This window comes from Sphingomonas sp., assembly GCF_013816785.1.
GTDB lineage: Bacteria > Pseudomonadota > Alphaproteobacteria > Sphingomonadales > Sphingomonadaceae > Sphingomicrobium.
Genome location: NZ_JACDDV010000029.1, coordinates 1 through 22,884 on the forward strand (window position 1 = coordinate 1; position 22,884 = coordinate 22,884).

Below are 22,884 nucleotides of genomic sequence, written 5' to 3' on the forward strand. Positions count from 1 at the left end.
CGGTGGGAGCCGCGCCCGTACCGGCGATAGGCGCGGCTGCGACGGGCGATATCGCCGGTAGGCGGGCCGGTGGGGCGACGATCTCGGTCGGTTCGGCCTTCTTCCCCGCCGCGCCCTCCTCGTCGCGGGGGCGATCACGCTTGGGCTCGGGCGGTGGAGTCGGCGGCGGAGGAGGCGGAGGCGGTTGAATGTCGACCAGCACCGTCGGCGGGTCGGGCGTAAGTGCAACGCCAGGATGGGTTCTGGCGAGCAGGATGGCAGCCATTGCGGCGTGCACGGCGATCACCGCGGCAATGGCGGTGGCGCGGTCGCGCGGGGCGGGCGTGGCGCGATAGGCAGGCATGGTTCCCCGATGAAACGCGGCAGGGCTGTTTCCGGTTGCCCGCTAGTCGGCGAGGACTGAGCGTATCGGCGGAATCGCGAACAGCCAGATCAGGGCGCCCAACGCGGCCACCCCGGCGGTCAGAGCGAACGCCGCGAAATAGGAGCCGGTCGAATCGATGATCACGCCCGTAATCACCGGCCCGACGATGCCCGAGATATTGCCGAGTGCATTTTGCATTCCGATCCAACTTCCCGCCGCGCGCGGCCCGGCGAACATCTGTCCGATCGCGAAAATATTGGTCGCTGCAATTCCGCCGCCGATTCCAGACAATAACAGCCAAGCGGCCAACGCGCCGTTGCTCGGCGCCAGCGCCGCGCCGACGATACACAGCGCGGTCATCGCCTGCGAGACGATCATTAGCCAGCGCCGAACCTGCCCCTCGTCGCGGCCGCGGCGCACCCAGCCATCCGACAGGCGGCCGGCGACAAGCGCCGAAACCCCCTGCCCGGCGTAGGTCGCGGTGGCCAACAGGGTCATATCGCCGATGCTGAATCCGCGCGACTTGACGAGGTAGAGCGGCAACCAGGCGAGCAGGAAGTAGAAGGCGTAATTCGAGCAGAAATGCGCCGCACTCGACAGCCACAGGGCCGGCGTGCGGAAAATCCTGGCTATAGGATAGGGGGTCTGACGGGCCGCTGCCCCGTTCTGACGGTATGGCCGCGAGATGCGCCACCAAGGCAGCAGCCACAAAAAGGTCAGCAGGCCGAAAATCAGGAATACCGCGCGCCAACCGTACAAGCCGAGGATCATCCCGCCCGCCAGCGTGCCGAAGGCCGGACCGAAGGCGAGCGCGGCGGCGATCAGCGCGTTGGCCGTGCCGCGATGCTCGTTGGCGACTTCGCGGGCGATGATCTTCGAGCTTCCGGGAAAGGCTACGCTTTCGCCGAGACCGAGGAGGACGCGAAGCATGATCAGGCCAGCCAACCCGCCGGCGAAGGCGGTCAGCGTCGTGCTCACCGCCCACAGCGCCAGCCCGAAGGCGAGCAGGCGATAGACGCAAAACCGGTCGCACAGCCAGCCGACGATGAACTGGACCGGCGCATAGATCCAGAAGAAGGCGGAAACGGCGAGGCCGAACTGGGTCGCCGACAGCGCCAACTCCTGCTTCATCAGGGGCGCGGCAATACCGATCGCGCCGCGATCGACATAGTTGAGCAGCACCATCGCGGCGAGCATCCCCACCAGCATCGCGCCCGTCTTTGGGCGCCGAACGGATGTCGCCATGATCCCCCCAAATCACTGCCCCACAGGACGAAGCGCCCGCCGAGGCTAAGAGGCCGCAGCCCTAAAGTATAGTGGATGCGCGGGATGTCGCACTTCCTTCATGCCGCCGCTCCCTCTGCCGACAAGGCGACCAATGCGGCGAGCGCTTCTTGGCGCCGCCCCCACGGGACGAAAATATGGTCGTGTAATGCGCCTGCGATGACATTGGCGCTGATGCCCTGATGCGCCAGCGCCATTGCGAAAACGCCGGTCAAACCAACCGCGAATAGGCTTGACTGCACCTCCAGCGTCAGCCGTGCCCACTCCCCGTGGTCACTTGGGCGAACCGCTGTTGGGCCTTCATCCTCCATGATCCAAGCGAAGGTACCGGGGGGCATTGGGGCGGTTGGATCAACGCGGTCGAAGGCGTAGCGCTCTTCGAACAATCTTGGGGATATCGTGGCGACGAGCACGTCAAGACGCTGCTCGCTCTCCGTCCCTGTCGCTTTCACGCCGGATTTTCGTCGAGCCAGCGTTCGAGCCATTTGATGGTGTAGTCGCCGCTCAGAAAAGCCTCATCGCGGATGATTTCGCGGTGGAGCGGGATGGTGGTCTTCATCCCCTCGACGACGAATTCCTCGAGCGCTCGCTTTAACCTCATGATGCAGCGCTCACGGGTCGAGCCATAGACGATCAGCTTGCCGATCATGCTGTCGTAATAGGGCGGCACCCGGTAACCGGCGTAGAGCCCGCTATCGACCCGGACATGCATCCCGCCCGGCGCTACGTAATTCTTCACGAGGCCCGGCGACGGGGCGAAGGTGCGCGGGTCTTCGGCATTGATGCGGCATTCGATCGCATGGCCGTGGAGGACGATCTGGTCCTGGGTGCAGGACAGGCCGTCGCCCTGGGCGATGCGGATCTGCTCACGGACCAAGTCGATCCCCGAAATCATCTCGGTCACCGGATGTTCGACCTGAAGGCGGGTGTTCATTTCGATGAAGTAGAACTCGCCGTCCTCGTACAGGAATTCGATCGTGCCCGCGCCGCGATAACCCATGTCGGCCATCGCCTTGGCGACTACCCCGCCCATGTGCGCACGCTGCTCGACCGAGATGACCGGCGAGGGGGCTTCCTCGATGACCTTCTGGTGGCGGCGCTGGATCGAGCAGTCGCGCTCGCCGAGGTGGATCGCCTGCCCCTCGCCGTCGCCGAACACCTGAAACTCGATGTGGCGTGGGTCGCCGAGGTATTTTTCCATGTAGACCGTCGGGTCGCCGAACGCGGCGTTGGCTTCCGACGACGCCTGCTGCATCAAGCTTTCGAGCAGATCCTCGCTTTCGACCACCTTCATGCCGCGCCCGCCGCCGCCGCTGACGGCCTTGATCAGTACCGGATAGCCGATCTCGTCGGCGACCGCCTTAGCTTCGGCGAAATTGGCGATCGGCCCGGGCGATCCGGGGACGAGCGGCAGACCGAGCCTGGCGGCGGTGCGCTTGGCCTCGACCTTGTCGCCCATGATGCGGATATGTTCGGGCTTGGGACCGACCCAAATGAGGTTATGGCTCTCGACGATCTCGGCGAATTGCGCGTTTTCGGAGAGGAAGCCGTAGCCGGGATGAACCGCGTCGGCGTGAGTGATCTCGGCCGCCGAAATAATGTTGGCGATGTTGAGGTAGCTGTCCTTGGCCGACGGCGGCCCGATGCACACCGCTTCGTCGGCGAGCCGGACGTGCATCGCATCGGTGTCGGCGGTCGAGTGAACGGCGACGGTCTTGATCCCCATTTCATGGCAAGCGCGATGGATACGCAGCGCAATCTCGCCGCGGTTGGCGATAAGGAGCTTGGAGATCGGCATGACGATTACTCGACGACGGCGAGCGGCTGATCGAACTCGACCGGCTGAGCGTCGCCGACCAGGACCTGGCGAACCGTGCCAGCCTTGGGCGCGAGGATCGAATTCATCACCTTCATCGCCTCGATGATCATCAACGTGTCGCCCGCCTTGACCGCCTGGCCGGGCGCGATGAACGGCTTGGCGCCTGGTTCGGGAGAGAGGAAGACGGTGCCGACCATCGGGGACTTGATCGCATCGACAGGCGCCGCGGCGGGTGCCGGCTGGGTGGCAAGCGGTGCGGCGGGGGGGGCGGGCGCTGGAGCATAAGCCATGACCCGCCCGGCCTCGCGGCGAACCTTGATCTTGCGATCGCCGTCTTCGACCTCGATTTCGGTCAGGTCATTGGCGGCCAATAGCTCCGCGAGCTCGCGCAACAGGGCGCCATCGACCCGCATTTGATGCTCCCCCTCGGTCGGATCGGCCATCGTCATTTCCTTGTCATACGGTGCCGCGCTCCCTGTCAGAGCCGCGCCGCCGCGTCCAGTGCCAGTGAGTATCCGCGAGCGCCTTGGCCCTTGATCAAGTGGGTGGCCGCGAGCGCGACGAGGTCGATGTGGCGGAAGGATTCGCGGGTTTCGGGGTCGCTCAGATGAACCTCGATGACCGGGGTCCGGATGGCCTTCACCGCGTCATGGAGCGCGACCGAGGTGTGGCTGTAGCCGCCGGGGTTGAGAATTACCGCCTTGGCGCCCTTGTCCTGCGCTTCGTGCAGCCAGTCGATCAAATGACCCTCATGGTTCGACTGGCGCATGTCGATTGTGACGCCCAGCTTTTCGGCCAGTTCGTGCAGCTGCGCGGCAATGTCGTCGAGGGTCTCGGCTCCATAAATCTCGGGCTCGCGTGATCCGAGCAGGTTGAGGTTCGGGCCGTTCAAAACATAGATCAAAGGTGGCGTCGCCATGGCGAGACCCTATATGGGCCGAAGTCCCATCCGTGAAGCGGAAGCGTGTTCATGAGTCTCGACGGCACCAGTGGCGTGGTCATCAATGGCGAGCATCGCCGCTTGCCCGCCGGCACCAGCCTGGCCCAGCTGATCGCCGAGATCGGTCTCGACCCGCTGCGTGTCGCGGTTGAACGCAACCTCGAGATCGTCCCCCGTTCGACCTTCAACACGCTGATGGTCGAGGATGGAGACGATTATGAGATCGTCCATTTCGTGGGTGGCGGCTAATGAGTGTTCGGCGTGTCGTTCCCAATTTGTACGTCGAAGACTTGCCGGGCAGTCGGCCATTCTTCACCGAAGTGCTCGGCCTGGATTCGGCGATGACGCTCGATTTCATCACAACATTTGTATCACCGCACAGTCCGATCACACAGATTAGCGTTCTGACGGTTGATCCCTCTGGACTGAGGCCTAGCTATTCGGTCGAAGTGACTGATCTGGACGCTTGTCACCAGCGCGCCGTGGCCAACGGCTGTATTATTGTGTATCCACTCACCGATGAACCGTGGGGCGTCCGCCGGTTTTTCGTTCGCGATCCCAGCGGGTCGATCGCCAACATCCTTGCACACCGCTAGCGCAGGAACTGGGTTTGGAAAACGACACCTGGACCGTCGCCGGCCGGACCTTCACTTCGCGGCTGATCGTCGGCACCGGCAAATATAAGGATTTCGAACAGAACGCGGCGGCGGTAGAGGCGTCGGGGGCTCAGATCGTCACCGTCGCGGTGCGGCGGGTCAACATCTTCGATCCCAAACAGCCGATGCTGATGGACTTCATCGACCCGAAAAAAATAACTTATCTGCCTAACACCGCCGGCTGTTTCACCGCCGAGGACGCGATCCGCACGCTGCGCCTGGCGCGCGAGGCCGGGGGGTGGGACCTGGTAAAGCTGGAGGTGCTGGGCGAGGCGCGCACCCTCTATCCCAATATGCGCGAGACGCTGCGCGCGACCGAAGTCCTGGCGGGCGAGGGCTTCCTGCCGATGGTCTATTGTGTCGATGATCCGATCGCCGCGAAGCAGCTTGAGGAGGCCGGAGCGGTGGCGATCATGCCCTTGGGCGCGCCGATCGGGTCGGGCCTCGGCCTGCAGAACAGCGTCACCATCCGCCTGATCGTCGAAGGCGCGAGCGTGCCGGTGCTGGTCGACGCCGGGGTCGGTACGGCGAGCGACGCCGCGGTGGCGATGGAGCTGGGCTGCGACGGGGTGCTGATGAACACCGCCATCGCCGAGGCCAAGGACCCGCTGATGATGGCGCGGGCGATGCGCCTCGCGGTCGAAAGCGGCCGCCTCGCCTATCTCGCGGGCCGGATGCAGAAGCGCCGCTACGCCGATCCATCGAGCCCGCTCGCCGGATTGATCTAGCGACGAGTCGAGTCCGCCTGCGCCAAACCGAGCAACTTCGCCGTGCAAACCTCGTTGATCAAACGTCACATTGAGGAGACGGAAAATGGGTGAATTCACCGAAAAGGTCAAAGGCGAGACCAACGAAGTTGTCGGCAAAGTGAAGCAGGAATCGGGCAACCCCGAGACTCGCGCCGAAGGCAAAGATCAGGAAACCAAAGGCGAGATGCAGGAAGACAAGGGCGAAGTCGAAGGCGCCATGGGCAACGACATTTGATCTGACCTATCCGACCTAAGCGACTGGGCCGCTTCCTGAGAAGGGAGCGGCCTTTTCCTTGTCGGCCACCGCCACCGTCGGAACGCGCCCACCGGCGGACGGTTGAGCAACGCATGACGGATTTCGCTGCCTTGCGCGAGCGGATGGTCGCGCGCGATGTCGCAGCTCGCGGCCTCAATAACCCGCTCCTGCTGGCGGCGATGCGGACGGTACCGCGCGAAGAGTTCGTCGCGCCACCGCTGGCCGAACATGCGTACGAGGACCGCCCGCTGCCGATCGAAGCCGGGCAGACCATCAGTCAGCCCTATATCGTCGCACTGACCATCGATGCCGCTGGAATCGGGGCCGGCGACAAGGTGCTCGAAGTGGGCGCCGGCTCAGGCTACGCCGCCGCGGTGATCGGCCAGATCGCCGGAAAGGTGATCGCCATCGAACGCCATCACGAGCTCGCCGAACTGGCGAGGGACCGGATTTCACGGCTCGGCTACGATAATGTGCGGATCGTCGAAGGCGACGGCACGCGCGGCTTCCCCGCCGAAGCCCCGTTCGACGCGATCGTCGCGGCGGCGAGCGGCCGCCACGTGCCGCCGGCATTGCTCGACCAGCTGAACCCCGGCGGCCGGCTGGTCATGCCGGTCGGCAGCCAGTTGTGGTCCCAGTCGCTGGTCAAGCTCACCAAGAACCACGACGGAACGATCGACCGCGAGGATTTGTGCGTGGTTCGGTTCGTGCCCCTGATCGGCGCGCAGGGTTTTTCGGATGAAGGCAGCGAAGCCGGTGCAAGTCTTGCCCAAAATGGGCCAGATTAATCAATAAAAAGAATTAATTAGATGAAATTGGTGTAAGGTGTTTTTAACGCCTCACTCGATGGAGATCCCTCATGACCAGTAAGACCGTAAAGGTATTCGAAGAGCTCTTCGCCGCGAAAGACACCGTCGTGCTGCGATTCGATGAGCACGATGCCGAGATTGCCCGAAATTGGTCGAACACAGGGAAGCAGGACAATATCCTCAAAGCCCGCCGCTTGGCGCGAATCTAGCCCGCGCGCAGCTTCTCGATCGTCGTCTGATTGCTGATCACTTCGACGTCGGTGAGGCAATGGAGCAGGCGGATGCCGCGGCGCTGCATCGCCTGATCGAGCGCGGGGGCAAAGCCGGCGGTATCGTCGACCCGGACCGCCCAGCCGCCATAGGCCTCGGCCAGCTTGACGAAATCGGGGTTGGCTAGCTTGGTGGCGCTGACCCGCCCCGGATAGTCGCGTTCCTGATGCATGCGAATGGTGCCGTAGGCGCCATTATCGACCAAGATCACAAGGATGTCAGCGCCGGCTTGGGCCGCGGTGGCGAGTTCCTGCCCGTTCATCAGGAAATCGCCGTCGCCGGCGATGCACACCACCGGTCTGTCTTTGAACCTTAGCGCGGCGGCGACCGCGGCGGGCAGGCCGTAGCCCATCGTGCCGCTGGTCGGAGCGAGCTGGGTCGGCGCCGCGCCATAATGCCAGTAGCGGTGCCACCAGCCCGAGAAATTGCCCGCGCCGTTGCAGATGATGCTGTTGGCGGGCAGCGCGTCGCGCATCGCCTTGACGCACGGGCCGAGGTCGAGGCGGACGCCGTCGCGTGGCTTGGGCTCTGACCATTCGAGCCACTCGCGGTGCGCTTCCTCGCCAGCCTTGAACGGCAGCAGGTCGGGGTCATGCCAGTCGGCGGCCATTTCGGCGAACTCGCCCATGTCGGCGCAAATCGGCAGGTCGGCCTTGAATACCCGGCCGAGCTCGTTGGGGTCGGGGTGGACGTGGATCAGCAACTGGTCGGGATGGTCGGGGGTGATGAGCTTGTAGCCATCGGTGGTCGACTCGCCCAATCGCGCGCCGACGACCAGCAGCACATCGGCCTCGCGGATGCGCTGCTGGAGGCGCGGGTTGGGGCCGTAGCCCAATTGCCCGGCATAGACGCTGCAGCTGTTGGCGATCGCGTCCTGGCGGCGGAAGGCGGCGGCGGTCGGGATGCCGTAGCGCACGGCGAAGGTGGCGAAATGATGCGCCGCCGCCGGCCCCCAATCGGCGCCGCCGATGATCGCCACCGGGTTGGTCGCTTCCTTCAACACGTCGAACAGCGCGCCCATCGCCCCGGCGCAGGGCGGTTGGGCAATCGGCGCGATCGCCGGGCGGTCGGCGGTCTCGACCTCGTCCCGCAGCATGTCTTCGGGCAAGGCCAGCACGACCGGCCCGGGACGCCCGGCGGTCGCCACGCGATAGGCGCGCGCGACATATTCAGGAATGCGCTTGGCGTCGTCGATCCGCGCCGCCCATTTGGCGATCGGTCCGAAGAAGGCCGGAAAATCGATTTCCTGAAACCCCTCGCGGTCGCGGTCGGCGCGGTCGATGTCGCCAACGAACAGGATCATCGGAGTCGAATCCTGAAACGCCACATGGACTCCGGCGGACGCGTTGGTCGCGCCCGGCCCGCGGGTGACGAAGGCCACGCCCGGCCGCCCGGTCATCTTGCCGTCGGCGTCGGCCATATAGGCGACCCCGCCCTCCTGGCGGCAGACCACCGTGTCGATTTCCGGCGCGTCGTGCAGTGCGTCGAGCACCGCGAGGAAGCTTTCGCCCGGCACGGTGAAGATGCGGTCGCACCCCTGAAGTTTCAGCTGGTCGACGAGGATCTGGCCACCGGTGCGTAGGGTCATGGCGGCGCTCTAGCGGGTCACACGCAAAATGGGGAGGGGCAGATGGCGGGGGACTTTTTGCGGTGGGCGTGCTACGCTTCGTTCATCACTCGATTTTCGACCCAAGCTTCCTGTGACTGAGAGACTTCGCGCTCTCGCTTTTCCCCCGGGAGTTTGCCTATGAGCCGTGTTCTCAACCTGTCGATGAGCGAAACCGCCGCGATCGACCATTGCAAGTCCCATGACGTCGGCGTGTCGGCGATCGAAAAGCTGCCATCCGGCGGAATTCGCCTCGTCTGCATGAGCAGCGACGGCGCCGAGCGCGTTCGCAAGACCCTCAAGGCGAAGCTGATCAAGGGCGACGTGGTGCGGGCGCGTTACCGGCCGACCCGCCCCTTATGGTAAGCGCGTAACCTTCTTGCCGGTTCGGTCGAATTGGATGACAAGGAGATTGATGGGCTTTCCCCGCCGCCTTTTCGCAGTAATGATCGCCGCGCTGTTGGCGCTTTATGGCGTCGGCGCGTCGGGCGCGGCCATGGCGTGCGTCGCGCCCCAGGCAGCCAGCGACTCGTGCGGCGATTCGGACTGCGATCGAAGCGTTTCTTTTCATGACTGCGCCCTGTCGTGCGCACCGTCGTGCTTCACGGTCTTGCCGCAACCGATGGTCGCGGCCACACCCGATTCCCCGGCCTTGGCCTTATCGGCCGAACCGAAACCATTAGCGGCCTCCAGCACGGTCGGGCCGGAACCGCCTCCTCCTCGAAATTGATCGGCTTTCGCTTAATCGATCATTCGAATTGGAGATATGACATGAAGAAATATTATGCCCTGGCAGCGATGCTGCTCATGACCGGTACGGGCGCTTTTGCGGCCGGCCCGGAAGGCGTTTCAAAGGCCGTGGAGTCGTGCTGCTCGGCCTTAGCCGCCTGCTGCAAGGCCGCCATGGGCTGCTGCGGCTAACAAAGGCCAGCCAATGAAGGGGGTGTTCGGTCGCGTGGCCGGGCACCCTTTTTCATGGCAGCTGCGGCTCGCTTGCAGCGGGCACGACTCGACCATAGGGATGTGGGCGTGATGTGGTTCAAGGCGACGCGCTTTAGCCCGACCGAACTCGACCGCTTTCGCGAGTTGCAGCGTCTGTCCTTTTCGATCCTGATCGATGAGGCACGGCGGCTCGAGGCGGGAATGAGAAAGAGGTCGCCCGCCGTCTGGTCAAGGCCTATCGCACGGCCGGGGTCCGGAGCTTCTTCCACTTGCCGGTCGTGCTGTTCGGCGAGCGGACCGCTCTTCCCGGCGACTGGGGCATCGGTCACTTCTATCCCAAGTCCCGCGCGCTGAAGGTTGGCGAGCCGGTGATCCTAGACGCCTCGCCGATCTTCGACGGCTATATGGTCGATACCAGCTTCTCATTCGCCGTCGGGCACAATGCGGCGCACAGGGCGATGATGCTCGACCTCGCCGAATTCAGGCGGTCGGTGCTCGACGCCGTCAATGCGGGGGATCGGTTCAAGGTGATCGCGGACCGCGTAAATGCACGGATCGCGGCGATGGGGTACGAGCCGGTTCACGGCAAGCATCCCGGTGAGGTGCTTGGCCACCGCGCGCTCAGACTTCCAAACTTTCCGTTCGACTGGCGCTTCAAGGGGTTCGATGCCCTCTCGCTCGGCTGGTTCATCCTCAAGGGGAAATTGGCGCAGACTGGCCTGGGTCGCCACGCGCCGACGTGGAACACTTCCGCGCAATCCGACCACGCCCCGCACGACGGCCTCTGGCTGGTCGAACCGCACGCCGGCAAGAACGGAGTCGGCGCGAAGTGGGAGGAGATTTTGGTAATCCAGGGCGGCCGCGCGGCCTGGCTGGACGACGATGTCCCGCATTTACGGCAATGGGCCATGGCCAACGGTGGCGGCGAATATGGGCCGGTCGCCGTCGCAGCGACGATGGGGTAATCTGGCAAGCGGAGGAGCCGCGAGCCCGGCCGGTGTCACCTAAGCCTGGTGAATCGCCTTGACCACCTGGTAGGTCTCGAGCCCTTCCTTGCCGCCCTCGGAGCCAAAGCCCGAGTCCTTGACCCCGCCGAACGGGGCGTCGGCCATCGAGATGGCGAAACTGTTGATGCCGACCATGCCCGCTTCGATCGCGTCGCCGAGCAGGTTGGCGCGGCGGCCGTTTTCGGTGAAGGCGAACGCCGCAAGGCCAAACGGCAGGCGATTGGCCTGTTCGATCGCTTCGTCGAAGGTCGAGAATTTGGCGGTGACCGCGACCGGTCCGAACGGCTCTTGGTTCATGATGTCGGCATTGTTCGGCACGTCGCCCAGCAGCGTCGGTTCGAAGAAATAGCCCGATTTTCCGCGATGACCGCCGGCCAGCACGCGCGCGCCCTTCGCCTCGGCATCGTTGACCAGCGCCTCGATCGTGTCGGGGCGGCGGGCGTTGGCGAGCGGGCCCATGCTGGTGTCGGCGGCCAGGCCGTCGCCAACCTTCACCCTGGCGGTGCGCTTGGCAAAGCCCTTAAGGAAGGCGTCGTAAATCCCCTCCTGGACATAAAAGCGCGTCGGCGAGACGCACACTTGCCCCGCATTGCGGAATTTCTGCGGAACGACCATGTCGAGCGTCTTTTCAAGGTCGCAATCGTCGAAGATCAGCACTGGGGCGTGACCGCCGAGCTCCAGCGTGACGCGCTTCATATGGTCGGCGGCGAGCTTCATCAGATGTTTGCCGACCGGGACCGATCCGGTGAAGCTGACCTTGCGGATGGTCGGCGAGGCGATCAGCGTGGTCGACACCAGATCGGCCTCGCCATGGACAAGCTGCGCGACCCCGTTGGGAATCCCGGCGTCGGCCAGCGCGCGGAACAATTCGCCGGTGCAGCCCGGGGTCTCCTGCGGCGGGCGGCTGATCACCGGACAGCCCGCGGCCAAGGCGGCGGCGATCTTCTTGGCGAGCAGATAGATCGGGAAATTCCACGGCGTGAAGGTCGCGGTGGGGCCGACCGGCTGGCGGATTACGATCGACCGCTGGCCGGTCGGGCGGACCAGCGTGCGGCCATAGTCGCGCTTGATTTCCTCGGCATACCAGTTGAACATCGAGGCCGATCCGATCACCTCGGCCTTCGCCTCGGCCAGCGGCTTGCCCTGTTCCTGCGTCATGATCGCGGCGATGTGCTGAGCCCGCTCGCGCAGCAGGTCGCCGGTCTTGGCTAGAATCGCTGCGCGTTTCTCGACATCGGTCGCACGCCACGCGGGCCAGGCGCGATCGGCGGCGGCCAGTGCTTCCTCAAGGTCCGCCGGAGTGGCGAACGGCACATCGGCGATGCCGCTGCCGCTGACGGGATTGATGACGCAATGGGTGTCGCGGCCTTCGCCGCTTTTCCAGTTTCCGTCGATGAAGAGTTTCAGGTCTGCGTCATAGCTCATGGGGGTCAGATAGGCGCGCCTTGATGCGCCCGCAACTGGCGGCTAGTCGAACGGCGAAGGAGACACGCTCATGACCAAGACCGAACTCGCCGCCAAGATGCAGGAAGCGGGAGCGTGGCTGCCCGGCAAGACCGTCAAATTGGACTTCGGCGACGATGGCACGATCCTGCTCGACGGCGCTGGCCAGAAGGTCACCGAAGACGACGGCACCGCCGACACGACGATCAGGGTGAGTTGGGACGACTGGCAGGCGATGACCGCCGGCACGCTCGACGGCATGACCGCCTTCATGACCGGCAAGTTGAAGGTCGAAGGTGATATGTCGAACGCGATGCAATTGCAGGCCGTTCTGGGCAAGCTGCGCGGTTGATGCTGCGGCTGTTCTATTCGCCGGGCGCCTGCTCGCTGGTTCCGCACGTCGCGCTCGAGGAAGCGGGCGCGGACTTTGAACTGGTCCGGGCAATGATCGCCGAGGGAGCTCATCAGCGCCCGGAATATCTGGCGATCAACCCGCATGGGCGCGTTCCGGCGCTCGCCACCGACCAGGGTGTGATCACCGAGAATATCGCGATCCTCAATTTCATCGCCGACCAGTTTGGCGCCGAGGGGTCGGTGCCGCGCGGCGACGCCTTCGCCGCCGCGCGGTGCAACGAGTTGCTCGGCTGGTTCGCAAGCTCGGTCCACATCGCATTCTCGCAAATCTGGCGCGCGCATCGATTCACCGACGATGAAGCTGCGCAGCGGACGGTGACCGTTTCCGGAAATGCGACGGTGCGTCGCCATTTCGAAGAGATCGACGGATTGTGCGGCGATGGCTGGCTGGTCGAAAACCGGTTCAGCGCAGCGGACAGCTATTTGCTGACCTTCTTCCGCTGGAGCTGCAAGATCGGTGCCGACATGACCCGCTATCCGCGCTGGGCAGCGCTCGCCGGCCGCGCCATCGAACGTCCGGCCGTGGCGCGCGCCCTCGGCAACGAGGGACTTCCTCACTCCGATTTCGCTATCCAATAGTTTTGCATAGGCCCAGCCGAAATGCGCTGGATTGCGTCCAAGCCGAATGCGTTGGTCGGTGTTGACCGTCCGCGGCGCCGCGCCCTAGGGCAAGCTCAACAGCGGAGCAAGTGGATGGCGAAGACTTACGCGACGGCCGAGGAAGCGTTGGACGGGCTTTTGTTCGACGGGATGACCATTGCCGCGGGTGGCTTCGGCCTGTGTGGCATCCCCGAGCGATTGATCGATGCGATCGTCGCCTCTGGCGTGACCGGGCTAACCATCGCCTCGAACAATGCTGGGATCGACAATGAGGGGCTCGGCAAGCTGCTGCGGACGCGTCAGATCAAGAAGATGATCTCGTCCTACGTCGGTGAGAACAAGGAGTTCCAGCGGCAATATCTGGCGGGCGAAGTCGAGATCGAATTCTGCCCCCAGGGCACGCTGGCCGAGCGAATGCGCGCCGGCGGCGCGGGCATTCCGGGTTTCTACACCAAGACCGGCGTTGGCACGCAGGTGGCCGAGGGCAAGGAGGTCAAGGAATTCGATGGCGAGGACTATATCCTCGAACGCGGCATCCGCGCCGATCTGTCGATCATCAAGGGATGGAAGGCCGACGAAGCGGGCAACCTCATCTTCCGCAAGACCGCCCGCAACTTCAACCAGCCAGCCGCGACTTGCGGCAAGATTTGCGTCGCGGAGGCCGAGGAAATCGTTCCCGTGGGAAGCCTCGACCCCGACGCGATCCATGTGCCGAGCATTTACGTGAAGCGTCTGATCCTGGGCGCACCCTATGATAAGAAAATCGAGTTCGTGACCGTGCGGGAACGCGAGCGCGCTTGATGGGACGATCGGGCTTGCTTGTCGTCGGCGGCGGATTGAGCCTTGCGGCGGCCGCGCTCCACCTTGCGTGCATCGCCGGCGGACCCGCTTGGTATCGGTTCTTCGGTGCGGGCGAGGGAATGGCGCGGCTGGCTGAGCGCGGCGACTGGCGACCGGCGGCGATCGCCGCCGCCATCGCCGCGATGCTGGCGCTGGCGGCGGCCTACGCTTTTTCAGGAGCGGGGCTGATTGCACGCTTACCTCTGCTGCGCACGGGGCTGGTAGTCATCAGCGCGATCTATCTGCTGCGCGGTCTGGTGGTGCTAATGCCCTCAGCCCTCGGCCGCGCCGATTTGTCCCGCGGCTTCCTGCTATGGTCGTCGCTGATCGTACTCGCCTTTGGCATCGTGCATGCGGTCGGCACCGCGCGTATCTGGAAAAGCCTGTGATGGAGAATGTTCGCTAATGGCGTGGGACCGTAACCAGATGGCGGCGCGGGCCGCGCGGGAGTTGAAGGACGGCTATTACGTCAACCTGGGCATCGGCATTCCGACGCTGGTTGCCAACAATATTCCGGCCGGGATGACGGTCACGCTTCAGTCCGAAAACGGCATGCTTGGGATCGGGCCGTTTCCCTATCCCGACGAGGTCGACGCCGACCTGATCAACGCCGGCAAGCAGACCATAAGTGAGCTGCCGTCGTCGAGCTACTTCTCCTCGGCCGACAGCTTCGCGATGATCCGCGGCGGGCATATCGACCTGACCGTGCTCGGCGCAATGGAGGTCAGTGAAGGTGGCGACATCGCCAACTGGATGATCCCTGGCAAGATGATCAAAGGCATGGGCGGCGCCATGGACCTGGTCGCCGGGGTCAAGCGGATCATCGTCGTCATGGAGCATAATGCCAAGGACGGCGGAGCCAAGTTCATCCCCGAGTGCACACTGCCGCTGACCGGCCGGAACGTGGTCGACATGATCATCACCGACCTTGCCGTGTTCGAGAGGACCGATCATCGCTCGCCGTTTCGCCTGGTCGAGCTGGCGCCAGGGGTCGGCGCGGCGATGGTGCGCGAGCGGACCACGGCCCATTATGCCGAATAAGCACCTTTGGACTTGAGATATTAGACTTCTGACACGGAGACATGAGTTGAAGAAATTTATGACTTGGCTTCTGGCCGCTGCGACGTTGATCGGTGCCGCGCCGGCTCACGCGGCCAGGGCCGCACCGGCTCACGCCGCCGGAGCCGCGAAGGTGTCGATCGTCCGGCTCGATTGCGGCACCATCTTGGTTAAGGATTTCAACGCGTTCTTTTCCGACAGCTTCGATTATAAGCCAGGGCCGCGCCGCATCACCGACAGCTGCTATCTGGTGCGTCATATGAACGATTACCTGCTGTGGGACAGCGGGCTTCCCGCCGCGCTGAAGGGCAAGACGAACGACATCGGCCCGGTCGCCGCATCGCTGGCGCAAACGATTGTCGAGCAGCTGGGCCAGCTCGCGCTCAAGCCGGCCGACATCAAGTTCATCGGAATGAGCCACATGCATTTCGATCACACGGGGCAGGCCGCCGCCTTCGCCTCTGCCAAGCTGGTCATTGGCAAGAAGGACTTCGAGCTGAGCAAGGGCGAGAAGGACCCGTTCGGGCCGTGGCGCGGCGCGGGGGCCAAAGTTCAGACGATGGACGGCCAAGACGTCGACGTGTTCGGTGACGGTAGCGTGGTAGCATTGAACATGCCCGGTCATACCCCGGGGCACATGGCACTGCTGGTGCGGCTGGCGAGCGGTCCGGTCTTGCTCACCGGCGATCTCTACCATTCGGACGAAGCGCGCGCGAAGAAGAGCATTCCTCCATTCAACACCAGCCGCGCCGATACGCTCGCCTCGATCGACCGGTTCGAACGCATGGCGAAAAACCTTGGCGCCAAAGTGATCATTCAGCACGAACCCGCCGACATCGCCAAGCTGCCGGCGTTTCCCAAGGCGGCGGAATGAACTTTGCCCTTCCCCTTGATGGGGGAGGGGTTGGGGTGGGGTGGTGCCTCCGCCGTCGCGGCGCCCGTCGTCCAACCTCACCCCCCACCCAATCCTCCCCCATCAAGAGGGAGGGCCAGGAGCAATGCCATGAAAGCCCTCCTCAGTCAGGCGCCCGGCGGCCCCGAAACGCTCGCGATCGGCGAGTTGCCCTCGCCCGATCCAGGTCCCGGCGAGTTGAAGGTGCGGGTCCGCGCGGCGGGGATCAACTACCCCGACGTGCTGATCATCGAGGACAGATATCAGTTCAAGCCGCCCCGCCCGTTCGCGCCGGGCAGCGAGATCGCGGGCGAGGTCGAGGCGGTCGGCGAGGGGGTCAACGGCTGGTCGATCGGCGACCGGCTGATCGCCGTGCCGGGCTGGGGCGGGCTGGCCGAACAGATCGTCATCCCGGCCAAGTCGGCAATCCCGCTGCCCGCGCACCGCAGCTTCACCGACGGCGCGGCGCTGCTACTGACCTACGCCACCTCGATTCACGCGCTGTACGACCGCGGGCGGCTCAAGGCGGGCGAGACATTGCTCGTGCTTGGCGCGGCCGGCGGGGTGGGGCTCGCCGCGGTCGAGCTCGGCAAGGCGAGGCGCGCGCGGGTGATCGCTGCCGTGTCGTCGGAGGATAAAGCGCAGGCTGCGCGCGAGGCTGGCGCCGACGAGGCGATCGTCTATCCGCGCGGCCCGTTCGACAAGGACGCCTCCAAAGCGCTCGCCCAGCAATTCAAGGCGGCCGCCGGGCCCAGCGGTGCCGATGTGATCTACGATCCGGTCGGCGGCGACTATGCCGAGCCAGCGCTTCGCGCTATCGCCTGGGGCGGCCGCTACCTGGTCGTCGGCTTCCCGGCGGGCATCCCGAAGCTGTCGCTCAACCTGACTTTGCTGAAAAGCTGCAACGTTTGCGGGGTTTTCTGGGGCGCCTTCGCGGCGCGCGATCCAGAAGCCAACGCCGCCCATGTCGCGACGCTGTTCCGTCTGTGGGACGACGGCAAGATCGGGCCGAAAGTCAGCGCCACTTACCCGCTCGAGCGCGGCGGCGAAGCAATCGCCGCGCTCGCCGCCCGCTCGGTCATCGGTAAGCTGGTGGTAACCCTAGACTGAGCCGGGATCAGCGAGAGTTAGTGTCGAGCGACTTCAGATAAGCGACCATGTCCGCCCGCCGGCGGGGCTGAGCGATGTAGAAGGCGTGCGGGGCGAGTGCACCGCGGCGCGGGTCGAGCAGCATGTCGAGGCTTCGGACGCTATTGTCGTGGAGGAACACCGGCTTGCGCGCCAGATCGAGCAGCAGCGGCATGGCCACGCCGCGCTTTTCGCCGCGCAGGCTGGCGTTCACGACCGCCCATTTGTCGTCGAACGTCCCGACCGGGGTGTTGAGGACCGGGGTCAGCGGCGGGGTGCGCGCGGCCAGGAACACCGGTCGGTCGCCGCGCCAGATCCGCGCCATCGGATGGATGGTGGTTGGCACTGGCCGCGCCTGGTTGCTGTTGTGGCAAGTGGCGCAGCTTGATTGCATGAAGGCGGCGCGGCCGCGGCCCACCGCGGCGCGATCGCCGACCATTCCGGGCGGCGCCTGGAGCGCGAAGACATAGGCATTCATCGCCAGCAGCTTGCGATTGTCGACCCGGAACCCGATCGGGGAAGCGAGTTCGCCAACGTTGCCGACGCGCCGCGCCTGCCGATCGACGTAGGGATATCCCCTGACTCCGGTCGCGCGCAGAATCTTGACGTAATCGGCGATCATCTCGTCGCCGGCGGCACCGGCCAACTTATGAACGAAGGCGCGGCCGCCGGGCGTGGTCAGCATCGTCTGGTCGAACAGCGTGGTGTAGACGAGGTTGGCGAAATCGTCGTGCTTGGTGATCGTCCCCTCGCTGCCATAGGGCGCGGCCAGATCCTGACGGAACAGCGGCGTGTTGTGCATCGTATTGCCGTTGCCGTCGAACGTGTCGTCGAACATGCCGACCGGGTAGAAAGCCGGGTTGCTGAAATAGGCGTCGAACTCGGCCTCGCTCGAATTCTCGGTCAGCCCGCGCGGCGCGCGGCCGAGCGTCTTTCCCTTGTTGGCGGCAAGCTGGGTCTGGGCGACGGTGTAGAGCGCGCGGGTATTGGCGGCGCTCGCGAAAATCTTGCCGATCTGGAGGTTGTGGTTGGCGAGCCCGTCGATCCGGCTGCCGATCGCGCCGCCCTGGGGGACGCGGAACACTGATCCGTCGGCCATGGTGTGGCACAAGGCGCAAGAGGCGCCGACTTTGCCACCGCGCGGCGACATTCCGACCACCGCCCCGGCCATCACCAGCTTCATCGTCACCGCCGGATCGTTGAGCAGGCGCGACGAGCGTCCCGACGGATCGGCGGCAAGCTCGCGCGCCAATTGCGCTTTGGTCGCGCCGTCGACCATGTTGGCATCGACCTGAAGCCCAAGCTCGAGCGCCTGGAGCGGGGTCACTCCGGCGGCGGCGATCCCGGCGGGCAAGCGAACGGCGTCGGTCCAGAAGCCCTCGTTGCCGAACGTCTCGAAGCGGAACACGTCGCGGCCTTCGGCCATGTTGCCGGCCTGCTGCGGCAGGCGCGGTCCCTGGTCGGCGGGGCCGTCGCGCGCGGGGGCAGGCCGTTGCGCTTCGATGCGGGTAGTGATGGCCAAGGCGGCGGTCGCCAGCGCGACCACCAGGACGGCGGTCGAGGTCGAAAACGAAAGTTGTGCGGGCATAAGCGATCACCTCTGGCCGGTGCGAAAAGCAAGTCGATCCCCGCTGCAATCGGCGCTCCCTCCAAGCATTTCTCTAACATATGATAGTTTTTTGGACCCCGGTTCGCCGCGCTCCGTTCTGCCGCGTTGCCTCGCCCGCCTCGACCGCCTATCTGGCCAGTGAAGACAATCGCAAGGACGCCCCATGACCACTTTCGACGATCGCGAGCGCGGGTTCGAGGCCAAATATGCCCATGACGAGGAAATGCAGTTCCGCATCCTGGCGCGGCGAAACCGGTTGCTCGGTGCCTGGGCGGCGCGACTGATGGGGCTGACCGAGGCCGAGGCGGAATCCTATGCTAAGGACGTGGTGCGCGCCGACTTCGAGGAAGCCGGCGAGGAAGATGTCATTCGCAAGCTGCTCGGCGACCTGACCGCGGCCGGCGTCGACATCGACGAGGCGCGAATCCGCGACGCGCTCGGCCACAAGACGGTCGATGCCCGTCGCCAGTTGATGGAAGCGAAGGAATAGCCGCGTGCCGATGATCGCGAGCGAGATCGAGGCGCTGATCGTTGCCGCCATCCCCGACGCGGTGGTGGAAATCCGCGACCTTGCTGGCGATGGCGATCATTATGCGGCCCGGGTGGTCGCGCCCAGTTTCGCCGGGGTCAGCCGGGTGCGGCAGCATCAACTAGTGTACAAGGCGCTTGGGGGGCGCATGGGGGGCGAGCTTCACGCATTGCAGCTTGAGACCGCAGTGCCTTCGGGAGATCATGAATGAGTGATGTGAAAGAGCGGCTGGACGCGCTGGTCAAGGCGAACGAGGTGGTGCTGTTCATGAAGGGCACCGCGCTGTTCCCGCAATGCGGCTTTTCGAGCCGGGCGGTGTCGATCCTCGACCATATGGGCGTGCCCTATGAGACCGTCGATGTGCTGCAGGACCAGGAAATTCGCGCCGGCATCAAGGATTATTCCGACTGGCCGACGGTCCCTCAACTTTACGTCAAAGGTGAATTCGTCGGCGGGTCGGACATCATGATGGAAATGTTCGAAACCGGCGAGCTGCAACAGCTTGTCGGGGGCGCCGCCGCCGACCGACCCGCCGAAGCATAGACATAAAAAAGGGGCGGCAGGCGGGACCAGAAACCGCGCTTGCCGCCCCTTTGATTTGGCGTGGAACCAAGTGGACGCAGTTAGTAGTGCAACCCACGTGCCAATTGCGTAAAGTGTCGTAAAACCGCGATAAAGCCTTGACGGAGTCGATCCGCCACGAGTGAGATCGTAAGAAATTCCGACATTTTGCCGGTCTATTCCGATGGCACCAAAGCCGCCTCGGCGGGTTTGAGGATCGATGGCCCTTCACGATCCCGCCTCGTCGTCCGGCAGCGGACATCTTTATGCGGATGTCACCCAAAGCTGGTCCGAGGTCGGCGGCGGGGTCGGCACCTATTTGCGGCACAAGCGGCGCCATATCCTGGATCGCACGCCGCATCGGCACCTGATCATCGTCCCCGGTGCGCGCGACACCCTCCGCGTCGAGGCCAACGGGCGCGCGATCACCGCGACCATCGCCTCGCCCAAGGTGCCGGGCAGCCCGCACTATCGACTGCTGCTGCGCAACCGCGCGGTCGGCGCCCTGCTCGAGCGGCATCGACCAGATTTGATCGAATGCCAGGACGCCTACAACCTACCATGGGCGGCGATCGCGCACCGCAAGCGCCATCCCTCGACGGCGCTGGTCGCCGCCTATTGCACCGACTTTCCGACGGTTTATGTCGACCGGCCTTTCTCGAAATTCCTAGGGAGCGCGATCGGCGGCGCGGCGTCGCGACTAAGCTATCGCTATTGCGGTGCGCTCTACCGGCGTTTCGACGCGGTCTATGCGATGAGCGAACATGGCGGCGCCGCCAAGCTGCGCGCGCTTGGCCTGCCCCATGTGGATGTCGTGCCGTTGGGCGTCGAGCTCGGGCAATTCTCGCCGGCCAAGCGCGATCCGCGGCTGCGCGCCAAATTGGGCCTCGATGACGCTCAGCCGTTGCTGATCTTCGCCGGCCGGCTCGACGGCGAGAAGCGGCCCGACGTGGTGGTCGACGCCTTCCGCCGGCTTCCGGCCTCGCTCGGGGCGGCGCTGTTATTGCTTGGCGACGGCCCGTACCGGGAGGATTTCGTCGGCCGCGAGTCCGAGCGCCTGTTCGCCCCCGGCTATTGCTCCAACCGCGACGACCTCGCCCGCTGGCTGGCGAGTGCCGACCTCTATGTCTCGGCGATGGCCGACGAGACGTTCGGCATTTCGATCGTCGAGGCCCAGGCCTCGGGGCTGCCGGTGGTCGGAGTCGCCGCCGGCGCGATGGTCGACCGCGTGCCCGACGGCCTCGGGCGAGTGGGCGAAGTCGGCTGTGCCGGAGCAATGTCGGCCAACATCCTGAATGTGCTCGCCGGCGACATGGCAGCGATGGGCGAGCGCGCCCGAGCCCATGCGCTCCAGTTCAGCTGGGACGAGAGCATGGCGCGGCTGTTCGGCCGAGTGTACCGCGGCGCCATGCTGGGCGCGGCTAGACGCAGCGTATGGCGCGGCGTGCGTCATGAGGTCGCGGCGAGCGCGTGAGGCGACGCGGAGGGCGTCGGGTGCTTTCCGATCGCGCGAGTGCATGCCACAGGGGGCCATGGCCGCCGACGCTCCCTCTGGCTATCCCGAGCCGGTCGATACCGCCGTCCACCGGCTGCTCGCGCGCAACCCGTCGCCGTTCACTTATACCGGCACCCAGACCTATCTGGTCGGGGAGGAAGAGTTGGTGGTGATCGACCCCGGCCCCGATTTGCCCGAGCATGTCACGGCGATCGTCGCCGCACTTGGCGGGCGGAGGTTGGCGGCGATCGCCTGCACCCATACTCATCGCGACCATTCGCCTGCCTCGCGTGCGCTGAAGGAAGCGACCGGCGCCCCGATCATCGGCTGCGCCGCGCTTAGCCTCGACAGCGTCGGCCCGCGCGCCGATGCCAGTTTCGACGGCGATTATCTGCCCGACCGGGTGCTGGCCGACGGCGACGCGATCGAGTTTGACGGCGGCAAGCGTTTAGTCGCGGTGGCGACACCGGGGCATACCTCGAACCATCTATGCTTTGCCTTCGGCGACGCGCTGTTCACCGGCGACCATGTGATGGGTTGGTCGACCACGGTGGTCGTGCCGCCCGACGGCGAGATGGGCGCCTATATGACCAGCCTGGAAACGCTGCGGCGTCGCGACGACCGGATTTATTATCCTGCCCACGGTCCCGCGGTGACCAGGCCGGCGCAGCTGGTGCGCGGCATGATCGGCCACCGGATGCAACGCGAGCGGCAGGTCTTGAAGCTGCTCGGCGAGCGAGATCGCAGGGTCGAGGAGATCGTCGCCGCCGCCTATCCCGGCCTCGATCCGCGGCTGGTTCCGGCGGCGGGCGGATCGGTTACCGCGCATTTGCTGGACCTTGAGCGGCGCGGAATGGTTGAGACTGGCGAGGGAGAGACATGGACGATTCGCAACCCACCCGCCTGAGCCGGCCGCTGGCGATCGGCGCGGTGATCATCGCGCTGCTGCTCGGCCTGTTGGTCGGCGGCGCGCTCGACGTCGGCAAGCGGCTGTTCGGCGGTCCCGATCCCGAAACCGTCGCCACCTCCGCGTTGCAGTCGATGCGCGCGCAAAACCGCCTTGTCCCGTTCGTCGCGCGCTATGTGTCCGTGGTCAGCAGCCGGCAGGAGCGGTTCGGAGGCCTGGTCAGCTCGGAGCGCACGCTCGTCCTGCCCGGCGACGTCCGCTACGAGCTCGATCTCGCCAAGCTGCGGCCCGAGGATGTGAAGTGGGACGGCGGCGCCAGCACGCTGACCGTCACTCTTCCGGAAATCGAAATTGCCGGCCCCGAAGTCGATTTGGCCGCGGCGCGCGAATATGGCGAAGGCGGGGTGCTGTCGGCGGTGACCGACGCCAATCAGACGCTAGACCGCAACAACCGCGCCCGCGCCGTCGCCGATCTGCGCAAGCAGGCCGGGGGGTCGGTGCCGATGCGGTTGGCGCGCGAGGCGGGGCGGCAGGCGGTCGAGCGCAGCTTCGCGCTGCCGCTTCAAGCCGCCGGATTCGACAGGGCGCGAGTCGTCGCGCGTTACCGCACCGAAGGGACCGACGTGACCGTGCCCCTTGACCATAGCCGCAGCTATAACGAAGTGCTGGGTGAAGCGGCAGGTCGCCGCTGACGGAGGGACCCAA

Annotated in this window: 28 protein-coding genes and 3 pseudogenes; 22 read left to right on the top strand and 9 right to left on the bottom strand. The window is 65.2% G+C overall.

Going from position 1 to position 22,884, the window contains the following annotated elements:
- From H0W65_RS07455 to aroQ, 6 genes and pseudogenes are all read right to left on the bottom strand, one after another.
- Nucleotides 1-343 (bottom strand): annotated as a pseudogene (locus tag H0W65_RS07455) (hypothetical protein); the annotation flags it as partial.
- A gap of 42 nt (nucleotides 344-385) precedes the next feature.
- The gene (locus tag H0W65_RS07460; RefSeq protein WP_294006023.1) at nucleotides 386-1,573 is read right to left on the bottom strand and encodes an MFS transporter; all 1,188 of its coding nucleotides are present in this window, start codon (nucleotides 1,571-1,573) and stop codon (nucleotides 386-388) included.
- Between the two features lie 134 nt (nucleotides 1,574-1,707).
- On the bottom strand, nucleotides 1,708-1,986 hold the full coding sequence (locus tag H0W65_RS07465) for an ACT domain-containing protein (RefSeq protein ID WP_294006025.1): 279 nt from the start codon (nucleotides 1,984-1,986) through the stop codon (nucleotides 1,708-1,710).
- A gap of 110 nt (nucleotides 1,987-2,096) precedes the next feature.
- Nucleotides 2,097-3,446, bottom strand: coding sequence for an acetyl-CoA carboxylase biotin carboxylase subunit (accC, locus tag H0W65_RS07470; RefSeq protein ID WP_294006027.1), 1,350 nt, complete (start codon nucleotides 3,444-3,446; stop codon nucleotides 2,097-2,099).
- 5 nt (nucleotides 3,447-3,451) lie between these two features.
- The gene (gene accB / locus H0W65_RS07475) at nucleotides 3,452-3,910 is read right to left on the bottom strand and encodes an acetyl-CoA carboxylase biotin carboxyl carrier protein (protein WP_294006029.1); all 459 of its coding nucleotides are present in this window, start codon (nucleotides 3,908-3,910) and stop codon (nucleotides 3,452-3,454) included.
- A gap of 35 nt (nucleotides 3,911-3,945) precedes the next feature.
- Nucleotides 3,946-4,386 carry a type II 3-dehydroquinate dehydratase gene (gene aroQ / locus H0W65_RS07480; RefSeq protein ID WP_294006031.1) on the bottom strand — a complete coding sequence of 147 codons (441 nt, stop codon included), beginning with the start codon at nucleotides 4,384-4,386 and terminating at the stop codon, nucleotides 3,946-3,948.
- Between the two features lie 51 nt (nucleotides 4,387-4,437).
- Between aroQ and thiS the strand changes: the two are divergent.
- The 6 genes and pseudogenes from thiS to H0W65_RS07510 all read left to right on the top strand — a co-directional run.
- Nucleotides 4,438-4,653 (top strand): annotated as a pseudogene (thiS, locus tag H0W65_RS07485) (sulfur carrier protein ThiS); the annotation flags it as partial.
- 29 nt (nucleotides 4,654-4,682) lie between these two features.
- Nucleotides 4,683-5,003: a VOC family protein gene (locus H0W65_RS07490; RefSeq protein WP_294006033.1), complete on the top strand. Its 321-nt coding sequence runs from the start codon at nucleotides 4,683-4,685 to the stop codon at nucleotides 5,001-5,003.
- A gap of 8 nt (nucleotides 5,004-5,011) precedes the next feature.
- The gene (locus tag H0W65_RS07495; RefSeq protein ID WP_294006082.1) at nucleotides 5,012-5,791 is read left to right on the top strand and encodes a bifunctional sulfur carrier protein/thiazole synthase protein; all 780 of its coding nucleotides are present in this window, start codon (nucleotides 5,012-5,014) and stop codon (nucleotides 5,789-5,791) included.
- Nucleotides 5,792-5,876: 85 nt separating this feature from the next.
- Nucleotides 5,877-6,047, top strand: coding sequence for a CsbD family protein (locus tag H0W65_RS07500; RefSeq protein ID WP_294006034.1), 171 nt, complete (start codon nucleotides 5,877-5,879; stop codon nucleotides 6,045-6,047).
- 113 nt (nucleotides 6,048-6,160) lie between these two features.
- Nucleotides 6,161-6,856, top strand: coding sequence for a protein-L-isoaspartate(D-aspartate) O-methyltransferase (locus H0W65_RS07505; RefSeq protein WP_294006036.1), 696 nt, complete (start codon nucleotides 6,161-6,163; stop codon nucleotides 6,854-6,856).
- A 71-nt stretch (nucleotides 6,857-6,927) separates the two neighbouring features.
- Nucleotides 6,928-7,086, top strand: a complete 159-nt coding sequence (locus H0W65_RS07510; RefSeq protein WP_294006038.1) for a hypothetical protein — start codon at nucleotides 6,928-6,930, stop codon at nucleotides 7,084-7,086.
- Here the strand turns inward: H0W65_RS07510 and H0W65_RS07515 are convergent.
- Entirely contained in the window at nucleotides 7,083-8,735 is a 1,653-nt protein-coding gene (locus H0W65_RS07515; RefSeq protein ID WP_294006040.1) for a thiamine pyrophosphate-binding protein, read from the bottom strand. The genes H0W65_RS07510 and H0W65_RS07515 overlap by 4 nt on opposite strands.
- Before the next feature lie 159 nt (nucleotides 8,736-8,894).
- On the opposite strand from H0W65_RS07515, the gene H0W65_RS07520 reads away from it, so the two are divergent.
- The 3 genes and pseudogenes from H0W65_RS07520 to H0W65_RS07530 form a co-directional block, all read left to right on the top strand.
- Nucleotides 8,895-9,119: a hypothetical protein gene (locus H0W65_RS07520; RefSeq protein WP_294006042.1), complete on the top strand. Its 225-nt coding sequence runs from the start codon at nucleotides 8,895-8,897 to the stop codon at nucleotides 9,117-9,119.
- Nucleotides 9,120-9,524: 405 nt separating this feature from the next.
- Nucleotides 9,525-9,674 carry a hypothetical protein gene (locus H0W65_RS07525; protein WP_294006044.1) on the top strand — a complete coding sequence of 50 codons (150 nt, stop codon included), beginning with the start codon at nucleotides 9,525-9,527 and terminating at the stop codon, nucleotides 9,672-9,674.
- A gap of 227 nt (nucleotides 9,675-9,901) precedes the next feature.
- Nucleotides 9,902-10,660: pseudogene (locus H0W65_RS07530) on the top strand (M24 family metallopeptidase); the annotation flags it as partial.
- Nucleotides 10,661-10,699: 39 nt separating this feature from the next.
- On the opposite strand, the gene H0W65_RS07535 reads toward H0W65_RS07530, so the two are convergent.
- Nucleotides 10,700-12,127: an NAD-dependent succinate-semialdehyde dehydrogenase gene (locus H0W65_RS07535; protein WP_294006047.1), complete on the bottom strand. Its 1,428-nt coding sequence runs from the start codon at nucleotides 12,125-12,127 to the stop codon at nucleotides 10,700-10,702.
- 70 nt (nucleotides 12,128-12,197) lie between these two features.
- Here H0W65_RS07535 and H0W65_RS07540 point away from each other — a divergent pair, with 70 nt between their 5' ends.
- The 7 genes from H0W65_RS07540 (at nucleotide 12,198) to H0W65_RS07570 (ending at nucleotide 17,060) form a co-directional block, all read left to right on the top strand.
- Entirely contained in the window at nucleotides 12,198-12,497 is a 300-nt protein-coding gene (locus H0W65_RS07540) for an SCP2 sterol-binding domain-containing protein (protein ID WP_294006049.1), read from the top strand.
- On the top strand, nucleotides 12,497-13,138 hold the full coding sequence (locus H0W65_RS07545) for a glutathione S-transferase N-terminal domain-containing protein (RefSeq protein ID WP_294006051.1): 642 nt from the start codon (nucleotides 12,497-12,499) through the stop codon (nucleotides 13,136-13,138). Before H0W65_RS07540 ends, H0W65_RS07545 begins: the two co-directional genes overlap by 1 nt.
- A 114-nt stretch (nucleotides 13,139-13,252) precedes the next feature.
- Nucleotides 13,253-13,960: a CoA transferase subunit A gene (locus H0W65_RS07550; RefSeq protein ID WP_294006053.1), complete on the top strand. Its 708-nt coding sequence runs from the start codon at nucleotides 13,253-13,255 to the stop codon at nucleotides 13,958-13,960.
- Nucleotides 13,960-14,388 carry a hypothetical protein gene (locus H0W65_RS07555; protein ID WP_294006055.1) on the top strand — a complete coding sequence of 143 codons (429 nt, stop codon included), beginning with the start codon at nucleotides 13,960-13,962 and terminating at the stop codon, nucleotides 14,386-14,388. The genes H0W65_RS07550 and H0W65_RS07555 overlap by 1 nt, the downstream gene beginning before the upstream one ends.
- A 16-nt stretch (nucleotides 14,389-14,404) precedes the next feature.
- Entirely contained in the window at nucleotides 14,405-15,040 is a 636-nt protein-coding gene (locus H0W65_RS07560; RefSeq protein ID WP_294006056.1) for a 3-oxoacid CoA-transferase subunit B, read from the top strand.
- 58 nt (nucleotides 15,041-15,098) lie between these two features.
- Entirely contained in the window at nucleotides 15,099-15,932 is an 834-nt protein-coding gene (locus H0W65_RS07565) for an N-acyl homoserine lactonase family protein (protein ID WP_294006058.1), read from the top strand.
- 129 nt (nucleotides 15,933-16,061) lie between these two features.
- Entirely contained in the window at nucleotides 16,062-17,060 is a 999-nt protein-coding gene (locus tag H0W65_RS07570; RefSeq protein WP_294006059.1) for an NADPH:quinone oxidoreductase family protein, read from the top strand.
- Between the two features lie 7 nt (nucleotides 17,061-17,067).
- On the opposite strand, the gene H0W65_RS07575 is transcribed toward H0W65_RS07570, so the two are convergent.
- A complete protein-coding gene (locus H0W65_RS07575; protein ID WP_294006060.1) occupies nucleotides 17,068-18,666 on the bottom strand; it encodes a hypothetical protein in 1,599 nt (532 codons plus the stop codon).
- Nucleotides 18,667-18,850: 184 nt separating this feature from the next.
- Between H0W65_RS07575 and H0W65_RS07580 the strand changes: the two genes are divergently transcribed.
- From H0W65_RS07580 to H0W65_RS07605, 6 genes are all read left to right on the top strand, one after another.
- Nucleotides 18,851-19,177 (top strand): DUF1476 domain-containing protein, encoded by a 327-nt coding sequence (locus H0W65_RS07580; protein WP_294006061.1) that lies wholly within the window; start codon nucleotides 18,851-18,853, stop codon nucleotides 19,175-19,177.
- Nucleotides 19,178-19,181: 4 nt separating this feature from the next.
- A complete protein-coding gene (locus H0W65_RS07585) occupies nucleotides 19,182-19,427 on the top strand; it encodes a BolA family transcriptional regulator (RefSeq protein ID WP_294006063.1) in 246 nt (81 codons plus the stop codon).
- A complete protein-coding gene (gene grxD / locus H0W65_RS07590; protein ID WP_294006064.1) occupies nucleotides 19,424-19,759 on the top strand; it encodes a Grx4 family monothiol glutaredoxin in 336 nt (111 codons plus the stop codon). The genes H0W65_RS07585 and grxD overlap by 4 nt, the downstream gene beginning before the upstream one ends.
- A gap of 238 nt (nucleotides 19,760-19,997) precedes the next feature.
- Nucleotides 19,998-21,251 carry a glycosyltransferase gene (locus H0W65_RS07595; RefSeq protein ID WP_294006066.1) on the top strand — a complete coding sequence of 418 codons (1,254 nt, stop codon included), beginning with the start codon at nucleotides 19,998-20,000 and terminating at the stop codon, nucleotides 21,249-21,251.
- 58 nt (nucleotides 21,252-21,309) lie between these two features.
- On the top strand, nucleotides 21,310-22,179 hold the full coding sequence (locus H0W65_RS07600) for an MBL fold metallo-hydrolase (protein WP_294006068.1): 870 nt from the start codon (nucleotides 21,310-21,312) through the stop codon (nucleotides 22,177-22,179).
- A complete protein-coding gene (locus H0W65_RS07605; protein ID WP_294006070.1) occupies nucleotides 22,152-22,871 on the top strand; it encodes a DUF4230 domain-containing protein in 720 nt (239 codons plus the stop codon). Before H0W65_RS07600 ends, H0W65_RS07605 begins: the two co-directional genes overlap by 28 nt.
- The last annotated feature ends 13 nt before the right edge of the window (nucleotides 22,872-22,884 follow it).

What these genes read in the sequence shown, in the direction of transcription:
- H0W65_RS07535 (WP_294006047.1), bottom strand. Translation starts at nt 12,127, where the DNA reads ATGAGCTATGACGCAGACCTGAAACTCTTCATCGACGGAAACTGGAAA.
- H0W65_RS07505 (WP_294006036.1), top strand. Translation starts at nt 6,161, where the DNA reads ATGACGGATTTCGCTGCCTTGCGCGAGCGGATGGTCGCGCGCGATGTC.
- accB (WP_294006029.1), bottom strand. Translation starts at nt 3,910, where the DNA reads ATGGCCGATCCGACCGAGGGGGAGCATCAAATGCGGGTCGATGGCGCC.
- H0W65_RS07565 (WP_294006058.1), top strand. Translation starts at nt 15,099, where the DNA reads ATGACTTGGCTTCTGGCCGCTGCGACGTTGATCGGTGCCGCGCCGGCT.
- H0W65_RS07520 (WP_294006042.1), top strand. Translation starts at nt 8,895, where the DNA reads ATGAGCCGTGTTCTCAACCTGTCGATGAGCGAAACCGCCGCGATCGAC.
- H0W65_RS07595 (WP_294006066.1), top strand. Translation starts at nt 19,998, where the DNA reads ATGGCCCTTCACGATCCCGCCTCGTCGTCCGGCAGCGGACATCTTTAT.
- H0W65_RS07460 (WP_294006023.1), bottom strand. Translation starts at nt 1,573, where the DNA reads ATGCTGGTGGGGATGCTCGCCGCGATGGTGCTGCTCAACTATGTCGAT.
- H0W65_RS07510 (WP_294006038.1), top strand. Translation starts at nt 6,928, where the DNA reads ATGACCAGTAAGACCGTAAAGGTATTCGAAGAGCTCTTCGCCGCGAAA.
- grxD (WP_294006064.1), top strand. Translation starts at nt 19,424, where the DNA reads ATGAGTGATGTGAAAGAGCGGCTGGACGCGCTGGTCAAGGCGAACGAG.
- H0W65_RS07555 (WP_294006055.1), top strand. Translation starts at nt 13,960, where the DNA reads ATGGGACGATCGGGCTTGCTTGTCGTCGGCGGCGGATTGAGCCTTGCG.
- H0W65_RS07540 (WP_294006049.1), top strand. Translation starts at nt 12,198, where the DNA reads ATGACCAAGACCGAACTCGCCGCCAAGATGCAGGAAGCGGGAGCGTGG.
- H0W65_RS07515 (WP_294006040.1), bottom strand. Translation starts at nt 8,735, where the DNA reads ATGACCCTACGCACCGGTGGCCAGATCCTCGTCGACCAGCTGAAACTT.
- H0W65_RS07550 (WP_294006053.1), top strand. Translation starts at nt 13,253, where the DNA reads ATGGCGAAGACTTACGCGACGGCCGAGGAAGCGTTGGACGGGCTTTTG.
- aroQ (WP_294006031.1), bottom strand. Translation starts at nt 4,386, where the DNA reads ATGGCGACGCCACCTTTGATCTATGTTTTGAACGGCCCGAACCTCAAC.
- H0W65_RS07605 (WP_294006070.1), top strand. Translation starts at nt 22,152, where the DNA reads ATGGACGATTCGCAACCCACCCGCCTGAGCCGGCCGCTGGCGATCGGC.
- accC (WP_294006027.1), bottom strand. Translation starts at nt 3,446, where the DNA reads ATGCCGATCTCCAAGCTCCTTATCGCCAACCGCGGCGAGATTGCGCTG.
- H0W65_RS07570 (WP_294006059.1), top strand. Translation starts at nt 16,062, where the DNA reads ATGAAAGCCCTCCTCAGTCAGGCGCCCGGCGGCCCCGAAACGCTCGCG.
- H0W65_RS07580 (WP_294006061.1), top strand. Translation starts at nt 18,851, where the DNA reads ATGACCACTTTCGACGATCGCGAGCGCGGGTTCGAGGCCAAATATGCC.
- H0W65_RS07525 (WP_294006044.1), top strand. Translation starts at nt 9,525, where the DNA reads ATGAAGAAATATTATGCCCTGGCAGCGATGCTGCTCATGACCGGTACG.
- H0W65_RS07560 (WP_294006056.1), top strand. Translation starts at nt 14,405, where the DNA reads ATGGCGTGGGACCGTAACCAGATGGCGGCGCGGGCCGCGCGGGAGTTG.
- H0W65_RS07545 (WP_294006051.1), top strand. Translation starts at nt 12,497, where the DNA reads ATGCTGCGGCTGTTCTATTCGCCGGGCGCCTGCTCGCTGGTTCCGCAC.
- H0W65_RS07465 (WP_294006025.1), bottom strand. Translation starts at nt 1,986, where the DNA reads ATGCCCCCCGGTACCTTCGCTTGGATCATGGAGGATGAAGGCCCAACA.
- H0W65_RS07500 (WP_294006034.1), top strand. Translation starts at nt 5,877, where the DNA reads ATGGGTGAATTCACCGAAAAGGTCAAAGGCGAGACCAACGAAGTTGTC.
- H0W65_RS07600 (WP_294006068.1), top strand. Translation starts at nt 21,310, where the DNA reads ATGGCCGCCGACGCTCCCTCTGGCTATCCCGAGCCGGTCGATACCGCC.
- H0W65_RS07575 (WP_294006060.1), bottom strand. Translation starts at nt 18,666, where the DNA reads ATGCCCGCACAACTTTCGTTTTCGACCTCGACCGCCGTCCTGGTGGTC.